Annotated in this window: 15 protein-coding genes and 1 pseudogene; 12 read left to right on the top strand and 4 right to left on the bottom strand. The window is 27.7% G+C overall.

Going from position 1 to position 14549, the window contains the following annotated elements:
• Positions 1-30: 30 nt before the first annotated feature.
• From GXK56_RS16270 to GXK56_RS16255, 4 genes are read right to left on the bottom strand one after another with little or no spacing between them, the layout of a single operon-like run.
• A complete protein-coding gene (locus GXK56_RS16270) occupies positions 31-741 on the bottom strand; it encodes a hypothetical protein (RefSeq protein WP_160689273.1) in 711 nt (236 codons plus the stop codon).
• A complete protein-coding gene (locus tag GXK56_RS16265) occupies positions 741-2624 on the bottom strand; it encodes a site-specific integrase (protein ID WP_160689271.1) in 1884 nt (627 codons plus the stop codon). The genes GXK56_RS16270 and GXK56_RS16265 overlap by 1 nt, the downstream gene beginning before the upstream one ends.
• Entirely contained in the window at positions 2624-5146 is a 2523-nt protein-coding gene (locus tag GXK56_RS16260; protein WP_160689269.1) for a hypothetical protein, read from the bottom strand. The genes GXK56_RS16265 and GXK56_RS16260 overlap by 1 nt, the downstream gene beginning before the upstream one ends.
• On the bottom strand, positions 5109-6371 hold the full coding sequence (locus GXK56_RS16255) for a hypothetical protein (protein WP_207710275.1): 1263 nt from the start codon (positions 6369-6371) through the stop codon (positions 5109-5111). The genes GXK56_RS16260 and GXK56_RS16255 overlap by 38 nt, the downstream gene beginning before the upstream one ends.
• A gap of 183 nt (positions 6372-6554) precedes the next feature.
• On the opposite strand from GXK56_RS16255, the pseudogene GXK56_RS16250 reads away from it, so the two are divergent.
• The 12 genes and pseudogenes from GXK56_RS16250 to GXK56_RS16195 all read left to right on the top strand — a co-directional run.
• Positions 6555-7028: pseudogene (locus tag GXK56_RS16250) on the top strand (cell shape-determining protein); the annotation flags it as partial.
• A 158-nt stretch (positions 7029-7186) separates the two neighbouring features.
• Positions 7187-7342, top strand: coding sequence for a zinc-ribbon domain-containing protein (locus GXK56_RS16245; RefSeq protein WP_015392682.1), 156 nt, complete (start codon positions 7187-7189; stop codon positions 7340-7342).
• Between the two features lie 95 nt (positions 7343-7437).
• Entirely contained in the window at positions 7438-7986 is a 549-nt protein-coding gene (locus GXK56_RS16240; protein WP_160689265.1) for a phosphatase PAP2 family protein, read from the top strand.
• Positions 7987-8044: 58 nt separating this feature from the next.
• Positions 8045-8665 (top strand): DUF5052 family protein, encoded by a 621-nt coding sequence (locus GXK56_RS16235; RefSeq protein ID WP_160689263.1) that lies wholly within the window; start codon positions 8045-8047, stop codon positions 8663-8665.
• Between the two features lie 28 nt (positions 8666-8693).
• Complete coding sequence (locus tag GXK56_RS16230; protein ID WP_160689261.1) at positions 8694-9050, top strand: hypothetical protein; 357 nt, start codon at positions 8694-8696, stop codon at positions 9048-9050.
• A 126-nt stretch (positions 9051-9176) separates the two neighbouring features.
• Positions 9177-9716 (top strand): DUF6304 family protein, encoded by a 540-nt coding sequence (locus GXK56_RS16225; RefSeq protein WP_160689259.1) that lies wholly within the window; start codon positions 9177-9179, stop codon positions 9714-9716.
• Between the two features lie 400 nt (positions 9717-10116).
• Positions 10117-10569: an Lrp/AsnC family transcriptional regulator gene (locus GXK56_RS16220; protein ID WP_160689257.1), complete on the top strand. Its 453-nt coding sequence runs from the start codon at positions 10117-10119 to the stop codon at positions 10567-10569.
• Between the two features lie 264 nt (positions 10570-10833).
• Complete coding sequence (locus tag GXK56_RS16215) at positions 10834-11064, top strand: hypothetical protein (RefSeq protein WP_160689255.1); 231 nt, start codon at positions 10834-10836, stop codon at positions 11062-11064.
• Positions 11065-11356: 292 nt separating this feature from the next.
• A complete protein-coding gene (locus GXK56_RS16210; protein ID WP_160689253.1) occupies positions 11357-11650 on the top strand; it encodes a hypothetical protein in 294 nt (97 codons plus the stop codon).
• Positions 11651-11747: 97 nt separating this feature from the next.
• Positions 11748-12629 carry a polysaccharide deacetylase family protein gene (locus GXK56_RS16205; RefSeq protein WP_160689251.1) on the top strand — a complete coding sequence of 294 codons (882 nt, stop codon included), beginning with the start codon at positions 11748-11750 and terminating at the stop codon, positions 12627-12629.
• Positions 12630-12842: 213 nt separating this feature from the next.
• Positions 12843-13112 (top strand): ACT domain-containing protein, encoded by a 270-nt coding sequence (locus GXK56_RS16200; protein WP_160689249.1) that lies wholly within the window; start codon positions 12843-12845, stop codon positions 13110-13112.
• Between the two features lie 13 nt (positions 13113-13125).
• Positions 13126-14481, top strand: coding sequence for a PFL family protein (locus tag GXK56_RS16195; RefSeq protein ID WP_160689247.1), 1356 nt, complete (start codon positions 13126-13128; stop codon positions 14479-14481).
• The last annotated feature ends 68 nt before the right edge of the window (positions 14482-14549 follow it).

Below are 14549 nucleotides of genomic sequence, written 5' to 3'. Positions count from 1 at the left end.
TATGGTCTTAGATAAAACCATACATTTTTTTTAAAATCCATCTTCTTCTAATTCTTTTAATCTTTTTTGTCTATTTATTTCGTCTATGCTAATAACACCTTCAACTTGTTGTTCAGAGTTGTTTTTAAGTCTTTCAAAACGATTAGTATTATCAAACATATGTTTTAATTCATCATAACAGATACTATCTGTTGATGTTGATAAATTCATCATATTATTTAAAGAGTTATTTGGACTTTGGCTTTGATATATTAAATTTGCTATACCTTCTTCTAAGTTTGCGATTTTGTCTTCTAATATATCTATCTTATCCTTGGCATCTTTTAATTCAGTTTCAGTATTCTTAGCTTTTTTACGTTCTTTTTCAAATATTGAAATTAAGTATTTTGTAAGCTCTTGTGGTTTTTTATAAAGGTCATTTACAAGTGTAACTATATCAGCCATATCACTATCAAACTCTTTACCAACAACTTGAACTTTGTTCTTTTCATTAAGTTCAATAATCCTTAATTTACCATAATTAAATTCACCTTTGTAACTACCACCCCAAAAATTATACTTATATAAGGTGTATAACGTTCCATTAGAACGTTTGTATTTCTCGTTATTGGCAATCTTGTTATTAAAATCTGATATGGCTTTAAATTTTAATTCTGGAACTATACCGCCTTGTTCTTTTATAAATAGATTAATTATTTCATTAACCTCGTCTTTATCCACTATGGTTTTCGTTTTAGCCATTAATCATCACTCCTTTTAATAGCTAATTTATTTTTAATGTTTTCTGTATAGGAATTGATATCGTCTAATAATTTTAGTGCTTCTTTTGTATCGTCAACATCTATAATATTAGATTTCATTTCTATTAATTTATTAGCTTCACTATTTACTGAAAGAGAAGCTCTTTTTAGCTGAATTTCAGTATTTCTATCCAGACATATTTTGCCATCAATATTTACTAATGCAGATTTTTTAAATAAACTTTTCATAAACTTAATATCTCTATCAAGTTTGTGTTCATCAGCATTTAGTTTATTTGATGCCACATCAATTAATATATTATAGCTTTCCTCAGTTGGTGGACACCACCAATGAGGACAATCATAACACTCCTCACATTTGCAAGGAAATTGGTCATTTGTAAAATCAGCTACACAATATCCTAATGATATACTACCAATATCCGTTTTGAATGAAGTATCATTATGCTTTGGACAAATTTCTGGTTTGTCAAAGGCTATTTTCTTTAATGAACTTCTGTTTAATGTGCCTTCTGACAAGCTCTTATGAATTATTGTAATAACTTCTGAGTCAATATAAGTGTTACAAGAGCAAGTGTATGAGTCTAAAGTTTCTAATGTTCTATGACCACCTAATATAGCGACCTTTACAGGTGATAACCCTTGCAATATAAGTGAAGTAAATGCAAAGTGTCGAGTATCATTAGGTAAAATCTGTTCTTTTATTTCTTTGTCATTATATAAAGTCTTTACAACTTTATCATAAAAAGAATTTAATAATGTGCTAAATATAGCATTTGTAAAATATTCTGGTAAATTTTTTGAATTATTAGTGTAATACTGTTCAGTAAATAAATCATCATCGTTCTTCATTAAACATTTTCTAAAATGTATTAACGCAGGGTAAGAAAACAGAGTATTACTTTTACCATATTCATTGGTTTGCTCGATGTAATAAGATATCATTTCATGGATGTCTTCTGTTATTTTTAATTCATTCAATACAGGTAATAGATTTTCACCCAAGTTAGCTTTTTTCTTTAATCTACCTATCTTTAAATAATGACCATCTTCTTTTTTTATTAATGAATTTCTACTTATTTTCAAACAAAATTCACTTGGTCTAAATGGTATTATGTTAGTTAATTTCCACCATATTTTAATAGGGTAATAATACATTTTTAACTCATACGGAATTTCAACTGAGTCAAAAAAGTTTTTAACATAATTATTAAACATTAATATATCTTTACTACATGGTAAAGTTCTACTTTTATTTGAGTGATTAAGGTCACTTAGAATATTGTTAAGTTTTTCTATATAAGTTGTTGCAACGGAGTTTTTGTCTTCTATAAATTTATCTTCTATGAACGTTATATAGTTCAAAATACTCTTAACTTGCATTATTTTAGTATCATCAGATACACTTCTTCTATAATAATCTTCAATCATAGACCCTGTTGTTTCATCTATAAATTCATATGAAAAATTCTTGGAAACCTTAATGAAATCAACAAGATAGTTGTACTCAGTTATAATTTTTGACGATATATTGATATCATTAGTTTCATGATATTCATATACGCCATTTATTATATTCTCTCCAACCCAACATTTTATAAGGTTTATATCCTCAGTTGTCATACCGTAAAACTTAAAAGATTGTAATTCATTAAAATCAAAATACATATATCCTTTGTTAAGATATCTGCTACAAACCCATAGATTTTCTTCAAACTTTCCAATTAAATTTATTCCTTTAAATACGCCTGTTTCTAAGTAGTTGGATTTATTTAATAGTTCTCTATATTTATCAATTATCTCTTTGGAATTAAAGAGTTCCTCACCAATGTTATTTAAGTCTATATCCATATAATCTAACATTAATTTTCCTCCTTCAGCATTTTTGTTAGTTCCTCTGGTTTAGCTATCCTGCTAAAAGTATCTAAAAATTCAATGCTTTCCATTTCTAAAATACTGTAGATATGCTCTTTACCATATTTTTTAATAGCTTCTTTTAACAGCTCTTTTTTTCTATATAATTGCACTGAAATTTTAATTTTTTGAGGTATATTTTTGGTATTGTTATAACGCTTGAAGTCTTCTTTCAAACATTCACAAATAGTATTCAAAGCATATATTGATGGAATAGAATATTTACAATCTATACATCTTTCTATGTTAGGACAGATACATCCATTTTTAGAATATAAGCATTGCACATTTTCATTTCTTGAAGGCAATTTATTCATATATATATCGTTTAATGTATTAACACAATTTTCATAGCCTTCATTTATAAATAACTGCATTATTTCTGTTCGTTCATCCGAAAAATAATTAAGAATTGCTAACGTAGCTTCAATCTTTAATTCATCTCCAAATGTATTTTTTATTCTCGCTATATCAGCAGTTTTTTCATTTAGGGATTTTGTTTCATTATCAATTAGGTTTACAAGTGTATCATAAATATAACCAAATTCACCTCTAATAAATAATTGCTCTGTTAAAAATTCAATCTCTTTCTTATTAATATTTAAATAATGAAGTGTACTATCACCTTTTATGTGAGAACGCATATGTTTAGACAACAGTAAAGAGTCTTTTTCATCTGAAAGTAGATAAATATAAGTCAATATAGTTTTGTTCATTTTTTTACTGAGGAATTCAAAATCATCTATTTTAGCATTGCGTATAAAGGCTTTTAAACCTTTATATGAAGGCTCGTTATATTTGTTATAGTAATTCATTACAGGTGTGTGATATTCTCTTTTTGAGCCTATATAATCGTATTTTATATACATATCCAACATAATTAGCACAGTAGCAAATACAGGAGCTAATTTGTCACTACAAAAGAAGTGACCCTCAACTTGTGTTTTATTTACAATAAACTCATAGCTATTGACTTTAGCAATGACCAGTCTTGCTAAATCTGATGTCACCTTATTGGATTTAAACCAATTCATACTATCTATTCCAAAGTTATTCTCTATATCATTCAAATTTAAGATTGGGAAATTCAATATATCTCCATTACGCCAAGCATTATTAAGATGTAGTATTAAATATAGCCAATTCGAGAGATAAACACCTTTTTCCTTAACAGTTAAAGTGTTGTTAAATATATTTTGTTGATGATACTCTATGTTGGTTAAAAAAGTAAATAATTCTTTGTATTGTTTAAAGTCATAAATATCATTAGAAATTTCATCATCATTATTTTTTTTAGTTTTATAAGGATTATCTATTTTAGTAAAATTAAAGCCTCTGTTATAGCCACTAACAGTTTTTAGTTTTAACTGAATATCTTGTGCTACTAACTTTATAAATCCATATAGAAACATAGCGTTTCTTTGGTTTTTTTGTGTTTTTAATAAAAGATTTACATTTGCTGATGTTAGAGTGTAAATTTCTTTACTTTCATTTTCACACAGGAATTTATCTAAGGCGTATGTGATTTTAACAAAGCTATTAACTACTCTAACTTTGCCTCTATCATTACGATTTATTTTTTTTAGATAATTTGATACATAATCTAACCATTTATTATAAGTATAATTAAGTTCAGTCAAACATCTAAAATTATCACTAATAGATAGTTTTGTATTAAAGGTTTCAAATAAATTTTCCTCAGCTATACTATGAAACAACTCTCTACTATCTCTATCAGCGATATACTTTTCTATTTCGTTTTTATCATAATAATTCAAAGACTTTGGAGGAAAAACGTCATCCCTTTTTGCGAAGTAGGGTAGTGGATAAGAAGTTATATGTGTAAATATTGCTGTTCCATATAATTCATCGACTTCTTTGTAAGGAAGATACCTTATTCCTATCTCTTGTTGTTGAACCTTCACAAATTCTATATCTTGTATCAAGTAATAATAGTTGTTATTAAATTTCTTTACACCAATACAGCAATCTATAATAGTTTTGGTAAAGTTTATATCAGAAAGACATAGAATTTCTCTTGCTTTAGCTCTTGACATATATAATTTGAATTCTTTATCTATTGAATTGGATAGCGTATTGATTTCTGATATAGCACATGCCCATTCACTTGAAGTATTTACCGTCTTTGCATAATAAGGTATCTTTATTCTACTAACTCGTCTTAAAAAAGATTTTGAATATTCTTTACAAGCATTTTGAAATTCCACATGTGTTTCCCAGAATTCTTTTTGCATTTTGATAAGATTGAAGACAGTATCTAATTCAATATAATTTGCGTATCTGTATTTAACAGTTTTAATCGTGTTATCTTTAACTAAATTACGTCTTGTACTATCTGGTGGAGTATTTAAATATTTGTGTACTAAAATTACTTTAATACATTCCTTGTTATCAATAATAGTTATGTCATTTCTATCGACAGTCATCCATATCACCATCTTCTTTTTCATATATTTCAAAGTTGTTAATTTGATTCACTTTTTCATTTATTGATTTAGCTAATAGAGCTGTATCCCAATAGACTTTTGATGAGTCCTCGCTCCAATCCCCTCTTAAACTTGCTAAATCCCTAATATTCTTAGCATATCCCTTTTGAATACATATATTTGTGAATATTCCTCTACAAATATGTGTACCCCATTTGGTATCTTTTATATTGGAATATGTTGAATACGAGTTTTCTTTTAGCTTTTTTAGGAATATATTTTTTAACTTAGTAAATCTTTGTACATAAGTAGAACCAGACATTGATTGTCCATTTGTATCTACCATTAAAGCATTAGTGAATGAATTATTTTTATTTAATAAATATAACCTATATTTTATATGGTGTTCATAATATTTATATAGTGAACCATCTACATTGAATACAACTTGTTTTCTTGGTTTCTTAACATCACTACTGCTAATATCAATCTTTCTTTCAGTAAATAATTCAGGTCTTTTCATTATCAGCAAATCCATTCTATTCTTATCTTTATTTAAATGAACATCTTCCAGTCTTAAATTAACAAGCTCACCTTTTCTTGCACCGCTCATGATTTGAAGAACTATACCAAATGTTATATCTGGCGTATATTTTTCACTTAATTCAATTAGTAATTGATATAAGTATTCTTCTAAATTATTAAGTTTTACTACTTTATTAGCATTTTTAGAGGGATAAGCTACTTGATATTCAACCGTATCGCAAGGCGAAATTATTATCTTATGTCTTTCATTATCAGTTCCCATTATCATCTTATATTTAAAACTCAATGACTTGTTTAATAAACCTAAGTCAATTAGATTGCTATAAAATTCAAATAGTCTTTTTTCTTTTTGTTTAATGGTGTCATATCCATTATTTTTAGATATTATACAAAAGTTTAGAAATGAAGATAGATGATAGAAGTTCAAACCATATAAACCTTCATCTTTTAATTTTTTAAAAATTTCGTCTTCGTTCATATTAGTCATATCACTAACGTAATTTAAAAACTCACATATTGTGTATCCAACATTCTTTGCGTTATTTATATTTTTATTGTAATATTTTTTATATAGTAATTTATTTAAAGCACTTGGTATATATGCTTGTTGATTATTCGGTAGTTTTACTTCTTCCATAATAACTGCTATATTCTTTTTAACCAGTTCACCATTAACTATATTTCTTATTATCCTTTCTCTCATGACATACTTACTAATGTTCATCACTCCCATTACTCTTTCTTTTATTATATTATACTTTAGTTATTATTTTTATTCAACACAATAAATGTTTGATGTTGAATTGATGTAATTAGCTTATATAAATGCTTAGATACATTTTATATATAGTTATATTGTTAAATTCAATAAAGTTAATCACATTAACAATATGGTTATAAGGCAACTTTCCCATATTTAATAAATATTCAAAATGAACCAACTTATTTTATGACATTAAAGGATTCTAATGGATTAGTAAAGCAATATGCAATGGTAAATGTTAAAAATTATAATACTGTTGGAGTAGGAGATTCCTTACAGGCAGCGTTAAATAAATATCTTGAAGGTTTAACGAATACCAATATTTCTTTAGAAAGTGGTAATCAAGATGAGCTTATAAAAGGAGAAGTTGAGAGAATAGGTTTGGTGATTAAAGAAGGAACTAGTATATATGATATAAAACTAAAAAATGTTGACAGTATATTCTCAGTTTCAACTGAAACATCTAGAGATGTTGCCTTAACTAAAGTTGGAGACACTGTGGAAATGAAGTTCATCAAAGTAGGAAACAGCAAATATATAGTAACCAATTCTTTCAACAATGTATCGTTTACAAAAATTGAAGAAAAAAACCAATAATAATAAATTTAAAGCTTGTAATTTTAAAATTGCTATGATATAATAAAAATGTTCCTAAGGGAATAAAAAATATAGATCAAAGATTTAATTACATTAAAATTTCTCCTTTATGAGAAAGTGTTAGTTAAGTAAGTCTTTTGAATTTGGAGGAATTGAAAATGGAAGATAAAACATTAGTATGTAAAGATTGTGGAAAAGAATTTATATTCACAGTTGGAGAACAAGAATTCTACAAAGAAAAAGGTTTCGAAAACGAACCAGTAAGATGTGCTGATTGTAGAAGAGCTAGAAAGCAACAAAACAACAGAAGATAGTCTGTTTGTAAAAATGAGCTATAAGAGTTTACTCTTATAGCTCTTTGTTATTATATGGGAAAATATACTTTTAATTTGAGGAGAAAATAGTTACTATGCATTTAATTCAAAATTTAGATAATACTATTTTAGAATTTATTCAAATGAATATACGAAATTCAATTTTAGATAAAATAATGATTGGAATCACAAGCTTAGGAAATGGTATAACAATATGGACAATAATTGGACTAGCATTGATTTTGAGCAAAAAATATAGAAAACATGGCTTTATGATTATTACTGCTTTGATTTTATGTTATTTAATAGGAAGTTTGACTATTAAACCTATAGTTGCAAGAACACGTCCTTTTAATGCGATGCCTTTATTTGGGCAAATGCTTATAAAGTTGCCCAAGGATTTTTCGTTTCCATCGGGACATACCATGTGCTCATTTACTTCAAGCATAGTAATATATAATATGAACAAGAGAATTGGAATTTTTGCTTTAATTTTAAGTTCTTTTATTGGATTTTCAAGAATATATTTATATGTTCACTATCCATCAGATGTTTTAGGAGGAATGATTATTGGAATATTTGTTGGAATTATAACTATAATTATATTTGAAAAAAGTATGAGAAAAAATCGAGAAATAGTTTAAAATAGAGGAGTTTTAAATATTTTGTAGAATTATTTTCTTTGTAGGGAGGCGATAAATCGTGAAGGTAAAATTAAAACTAGCTATTTTAGCAGGTGCAATTTCAATTCTAATTGTATCAGGTATAGGTTGTGCAAAATTGAATGACTGGATTGGAAAAATAAAAGGAGATTTAGTGGGACAACATTTTTCAATAAGTACATATGATGATTATGGAAATAAAACTTTAACTGTTGATGGTAAAAAAGTTTCTGTTGGGTTGCTTCAAAACAACGAAAATTTTGATAAAAATACTGAAACTTTTAAATCAGAAGTTCTAGAGGTTACCATTAATGGTAATCAAATGTTCCAAGTTGGAAATACAATGATATTTTCAGAAGATGGATTAGATATGGTAAAAGATTATCAGGTTCCAACTAATATAGAAGTAAACAAAGGTGGAGGTTTGGTTTCGATCGATCGATTTGTTAACAAGGTTAAAAATGAAATAGGCAAAAAGAAAACTATTATTATAAGTTCTCAAATGGGAATACCTATAGGTGTTTATCAAGGAAATGATGTTTTTGTGACTGTTCCAAAAGATCTGCCTAAGATGACAAGGTTAAATATAGATGGAAAGGCATTATACATTCATAGAGCTAATTATACTATATTAGATAGTGATATGATAAAAAGTAATTAATATTAGAGGAATACAGGTGATAAATATTATGAGCTGGAATTGCGCGGTGTGGCATTCTAATTATGTTAAAAATAAAGAAGAAGCTGAGAAATTATATTTAAAGCTTTGTGAAGGGGATACTTCATTAATTGGACCGACTCAAAGAACTCAAGAATTTTATGAAGAATTGACATCGAAACATCCAGAAATAGATGATATTGATGAAAAGGAAGTTGGGGATTTAGAGTTGTGTCCTTGGAATGTGATTTTTGATAAATCTGAAGGTCATATTATTATGTCATGTGAATTCAGCAGGGCTGAGTACGTTAATAATTTAGTTCAGGAGTATGCGAAGAAGTATGAATTATCTTTTTACGAACCACAAAGTAAGACTTTCATTAAGTGAAAATGAAAATTTATATATTTTGTTCTTCTAATTTATGGTAAAGTGTAATATAATATTAAGGTGGTTTTGAGAAAACATATGTGGGTATAAGAAAAAGTTTAAAAAGAGGGGGATATAAAGAATTATATGGTCAAATTAAAATATGCTGCTTTATATACTGATAATTTAGGATGCGAGCAGGCAACAGTATATTTTTCAAGAGAAGAGTTTTTACTTAAAGTAAGAGGATATACTTTTAAAAACGACAGTTTGAATTTTGAGTTCTATGGGGAAAATTCAGAAGAATTTAATGAATTTTTTTATTTGAAAGATGATGAGTTGATAGATTATGTATTAGATGTTAAAATTCCAATAACATTAATTTATAATAATGAAGAAATTATAAAAGAATTTTTCCTTCGTGTGGAAAGAAGAAAAAATTACTACAATAATTCGCTTTCGTTATGTTTAAAGGAATCCTGTTATAAAGTTGAAGGTTATGATTTAAGAGAACTGTTTATAAAAATGCAAAAAGAATTGCCAGAGGGATGCTACATGGAAGATTATTTTTCTAATATGTTTGGAGGTTCTTCTAGAAATTTCTTTAATATTGAAACTAAAAATCAGTTTAATAAACTTCAAAGAATTCCAATTACTTATGTTAGTGATGAATATTGTTTAAGTTGATTTAATTTAATTAGATTTTGATTTAAGTATTATTTTCTTTATTTAAAGTAAAACAATATATTCAAAATAAAAATAGATAGCATACTTTTGTATATGCCATCTATTTGGTTAATTAGAACAATTTATATAGTTATGTTCATTATATTATATGCAAAAAAATGAAAAGATATTCTACATTATTTATTTAAATAAAAGAAAACTCTTGTTTATTTTAAAAAAGGCATATAAAATATAATTAGAGAAAAAAGATTTTCATTTTAAAGATATTAATTTAATAAAATAGCGCAAAGAGGCGTATCAGTAACTGTGGATTATTTGATATGCCTTTTTATTATATATTTTAGTAAAAAGATTTGATATATGTTAGTAAAGTAATTTCAGAGGAATAGAGGTATTGGAAATGGATAAAATTGATTATAAGATAATTGAACTTTTACAAAAAAATGCACGTTATCCACTAAAACATTTAGCAGAAGAAGTGTTTTTATCAACACCAGCAGTATCAGCTCGTATTGAAAAATTAGAAAAAGCAAAAGTAATCACTGGATATTCAGCTCATGTTGATCCGTTAAAATTAGGTTATAACATTAAGGCGTTTATTAACTTGGAAATGTCACCTAAACAAAAACCTGAGTTTTATCCTTTTATAGCATCATGTCCTAATGTACTGGAGTGCAATTGTGTAACAGGCAAGTATTCAATGCTAATCAAGGTTGCTTATCATACAACATTAGAATTGGATGCTTTTATTGGTGAACTTCAAAAGTTTGGTAACACAGAAACTCAAATAGTTTTCTCAACAGCAGTTGAACATAGGGGAATAGATGTGTCTTCGGAAATTGATAAAGAATAATATACATAAATTATTTGTGAGCTATATTAAATGTTTAGTACATTTAATAGGGCTCTTTTTATATTTAGAAAAATAAAGAGTAATATTAATTGTTTTTGGGTTTTGCTTCTTTTAATAAAACTGTGATTTTTATAATAATGAATATGGAATAACTTAAAAGTATATATCATAAAATTATATGAGGATAAATAAAATTTAATAGGTGATACAAAACATCTTCTAAAGAATAATTAATTTATTAAATAATTTTTGGGAGGAAATATTGTGAATGAATACGAACAAAGATTAAATGAAAATAAGAACATAATATTAAGAAATATACAGCAGGGGAAAAGAGCTGGAGTTAATAAAGTTTCAGCAGTTTTTGCAGTAAGTAAAAGAGATGAGATTCGAAGGAATATGGTTACAGATTTAGCAGCTTGGTTGGTTACAGATGGATATAAGGTATCCTTAAAAGAAGGTGAATTAGAGATTCTAACCATTGAATGGGAATGATAACAAAAACATACTTGAGACCAGTAAATCAATTATAAGGGCTTGAGATATTTTTTGAATTTATGAAGTACTTAAATTGTACTAAAGTCACTAAAATTATTTGCAGCGGTTAAATTAATAAATGAGGTGTTCGATATAGAGCACCTTATTTTGTTGTAACAATTAAAGAATTTGGATTTTAAACAAATACTAGATACTAATTCTTTCCTTGTGCTTATTAGCAAATTGATGTTTTAGGGTTGAAATATAAAATATATATTATATAATTTAAATTAAGCGGGAGGTGAAATATATGAAGGTTGAGTTTTGTCTTATAGACAGCGGTGATATTGTTTTTACAAAAGAGTCAAAGGATTTGAAAGATGTAATTAATGTAATTACTAAGGTTGGTACTGAAATAAATTTGTCTTTCAGCAAAGATGATTTTATCCATGGATATGTTCAAAGTGTAATGTATCAAGTTAACGCTGAAAGCAATGATGAAAGTCTAATTATATATTTTTCAAATGACTATGGCAAATCCAAAAGAAAAGAAAGAATATCAGGAGAACATTTAAGCACTACAAAGATAAGCGCAAGAAATTAATTATTAAATTAATAATATAGTTTTAAGGCAGTAAGTATGTGAAATTAGCTTGCTGCTTTAAAATTGTATTTGAATTATATGAAAGCAGGAAAAATAAATGAAAACAAGGAAGAAAAATAAAAGAGTTAAAAAAATAAATATGGGATCAGTGCTGGTTAAGTTATTGCTATGTATTAGTGTAATTGTTATTGCAGCTTATGGTGCTACTGGTAATTCAAAACCATCTTCAAAGGAAGTCTCGACAAAAGTAGAAGCTTCAAACACAGAAAATACATCTGTAGAAGAAGTAAAAAGTTCTAGAAATGATAAAATCAAAATACCAGTAATATGCTATCATTCAATAAATAAAGATCCATCAGGGAAAAGTCCTATCATTATTTCACCAGAAAAGTTTAGACAGCATCTTAAAGCTGTAAAAGATAATGGATATACAACATTAACTATGGCACAATTTAAAGAATATATTTTAGGGGACAAGCCTGTTCCTGAAAAAAGTGTTTTAATAACTTTTGATGATGGTTATATGGACAACTATACAAATGCATTCCCTATATTAAAAGAATTTAATATGAATGCAACTATTTTTGTGATTTCTAGCTATTTAGATGGAAAAGAATATTTGTCACCAAGCAGTGTCAAAGAAATGAGTGATTATGGAATTGACATAGAATCCCATACTGTTTCACATAGAAGGCTTTCGGAGCTATCTTATGAAGAACAATTAAGCGAACTTAAAAATTCTAAAGAAACATTAGAAAAATTAACTGGTAAACCTGTTTTTTCAATTGCTTATCCAGAAGGAAAGTATAATGATGATACAATAAAGGCTGTTTCCGAAGCAGGCTACTCTATGGGATTTACAATAGACAGAGGGTATGTTGGTATAGGAGATAATCCTGATAAATTATACAGAATGTGTGTGGATTATACATATAAACCTTATAATATAGAAAAAATATTAAATCAAACGGCAAAATAACTATATTAAACGATAAATTGTAAAGAATATTTATTATAGAGACGAACAAAAATAAAAATATATCATAAAATGTTCTGATAAAATTGACAAAATATAATATAAATTATAGAATGAATATAGCAGTGATGTAGTTTTTGATATTATCCAATTCATAAGAATTGGATAATATTTTTAATATACATCTGAAATAACATATGAATGGAGTAGATAAGCATGAAAGCAATATTAACAGTAATTGGGCAAGACAAAGTTGGTATTATAGCAGGGGTAAGTCAAAAAATGTTAGAATATAACATCAATATATTAGATGTTAATCAAACTATAATGCAGGGCTTTTTCACAATGATAATGGTATTAGAATGTACAGATATGAAAGGTAGCTTTGAAGAAGTTCGCGCAGGACTAACAGCAGAAGGTGAAAGACTTGGGGTAGAAGTTAAGATCCAAAGAGAAGAAATATTCAAATCAATGCATTCGCTATAATTAGGAGGGCTTTATGAATACTAATAATATACTTGAAACGATTAAAATGATCGAAGAAGAAAAATTAGATGTAAGAACTATAACAATGGGAATATCATTACTTGATTGTATAGATCCAGATGGTGATAAAGCTAGAATTAAAATATATGATAAAATTACTAAATCAGCTGAACGTTTGGTTGAAGTTGGAAGACAAATAGAAAATGAATTTGGAATTCCAATTGTAAATAAAAGAGTTTCAATAACTCCAATGTCTATAATTGCAGGTGCTACAAATGAAACTAGTTATGTGGAATTTGCAAGAACTTTAGATAGAGCAGCTGAGACACTAGGAATAGACTTTTTAGGAGGTTTTTCTGCTTTAGTTCAAAAGGGCTGTACAAAAGGAGATAAAATTTTAATTCAATCAATTCCTGAAGCTTTAGCTGTAACAAAAAAGGTATGTGCATCAGTTAATGTTGGATGTACTAAATCAGGAATAAATATGAATGCTGTAAGAGATATGGCTGAAGTCATCAAGAGAACGGCAGAACTTACTAAAGACCAAAAAGGTTTTGGATGTGCAAAATTGGTTGTGTTTGCTAATGCAGTTGAAGATAATCCGTTTATGGCAGGAGCTTTTCATGGGGTTGGAGAAGCTGAAAGAATCATAAATGTTGGAGTTAGTGGACCAGGAGTAGTTAAGAGAGCGCTTGAAAAAGTAAGAGGAGAATCTTTTGATGTAGTAGCTGAAACTATTAAACAAACAGCATTTAAGGTTACAAGAATGGGAGAATTAGTTGCAAATGAAGCATCAAAAAGATTAGGTGTACCTTTTGGTATAGTTGACCTATCTTTAGCGCCAACACCAGCTGTTGGAGATTCAGTTGCAGAAATTTTAGAAGAAATAGGTTTAGAACAAGTTGGAACTCATGGAACTATTGCAGCCTTAGCTATGCTTAATGATGCAGTTAAAAAAGGTGGAGTTATGGCTTGTAGTCATGTTGGAGGCTTAAGTGGAGCTTTCATACCAGTGTCAGAAGATGCAGGAATGATTGATGCAGTTAATAGTGGAGCATTGAACTTGGAAAAATTAGAAGGTATGACATGTGTATGTTCAGTTGGCCTTGATATGATTGCAATTCCTGGAGATACACCTACTTCAACAATTGCAGGTATGATTGCAGATGAAGCAGCTATAGGAGTAATTAACAATAAGACTACAGCTGTTAGAATAATACCAGCACCAGGATGCACAGTTGGAGATATGGTTGAATTTGGAGGGCTTTTAGGCACAGCACCAGTAATGAAGGTCAATGGAAAATCTTCAGAGCTTTTTGCAAATAGAGGTGGAAGAATTCCAGCTCCAATACATTCATTTAAAAATTAAAATAATTCTTACTCAATTCATAAGTGATTGAAAACTTCTAGTTTGATGAACAATATAGCTTAGATTTT

The sequence above is a fragment of the Clostridium sp. C2-6-12 genome, from assembly GCF_009928485.1.
Lineage (GTDB): Bacteria > Bacillota > Clostridia > Clostridiales > Clostridiaceae > Clostridium.
Note: the sequence above shows the minus strand (reverse complement) of the source record. Positions and strands in the feature narration are given on the sequence as shown.

Excerpts from the sequence above, each read along its gene's own strand:
- GXK56_RS16200 (WP_160689249.1), top strand. The coding sequence starts at position 12,843 with ATGAAAGCAATATTAACAGTAATTGGGCAAGACAAAGTTGGTATTATA.
- GXK56_RS16230 (WP_160689261.1), top strand. The coding sequence starts at position 8,694 with ATGAGCTGGAATTGCGCGGTGTGGCATTCTAATTATGTTAAAAATAAA.
- GXK56_RS16255 (WP_207710275.1), bottom strand. The coding sequence starts at position 6,371 with ATGAGAGAAAGGATAATAAGAAATATAGTTAATGGTGAACTGGTTAAA.
- GXK56_RS16220 (WP_160689257.1), top strand. The coding sequence starts at position 10,117 with ATGGATAAAATTGATTATAAGATAATTGAACTTTTACAAAAAAATGCA.
- GXK56_RS16195 (WP_160689247.1), top strand. The coding sequence starts at position 13,126 with ATGAATACTAATAATATACTTGAAACGATTAAAATGATCGAAGAAGAA.
- GXK56_RS16210 (WP_160689253.1), top strand. The coding sequence starts at position 11,357 with ATGAAGGTTGAGTTTTGTCTTATAGACAGCGGTGATATTGTTTTTACA.
- GXK56_RS16270 (WP_160689273.1), bottom strand. The coding sequence starts at position 741 with ATGGCTAAAACGAAAACCATAGTGGATAAAGACGAGGTTAATGAAATA.
- GXK56_RS16265 (WP_160689271.1), bottom strand. The coding sequence starts at position 2,624 with ATGTTAGATTATATGGATATAGACTTAAATAACATTGGTGAGGAACTC.
- GXK56_RS16225 (WP_160689259.1), top strand. The coding sequence starts at position 9,177 with ATGGTCAAATTAAAATATGCTGCTTTATATACTGATAATTTAGGATGC.
- GXK56_RS16205 (WP_160689251.1), top strand. The coding sequence starts at position 11,748 with ATGAAAACAAGGAAGAAAAATAAAAGAGTTAAAAAAATAAATATGGGA.
- GXK56_RS16245 (WP_015392682.1), top strand. The coding sequence starts at position 7,187 with ATGGAAGATAAAACATTAGTATGTAAAGATTGTGGAAAAGAATTTATA.
- GXK56_RS16240 (WP_160689265.1), top strand. The coding sequence starts at position 7,438 with ATGCATTTAATTCAAAATTTAGATAATACTATTTTAGAATTTATTCAA.
- GXK56_RS16260 (WP_160689269.1), bottom strand. The coding sequence starts at position 5,146 with ATGAAAAAGAAGATGGTGATATGGATGACTGTCGATAGAAATGACATA.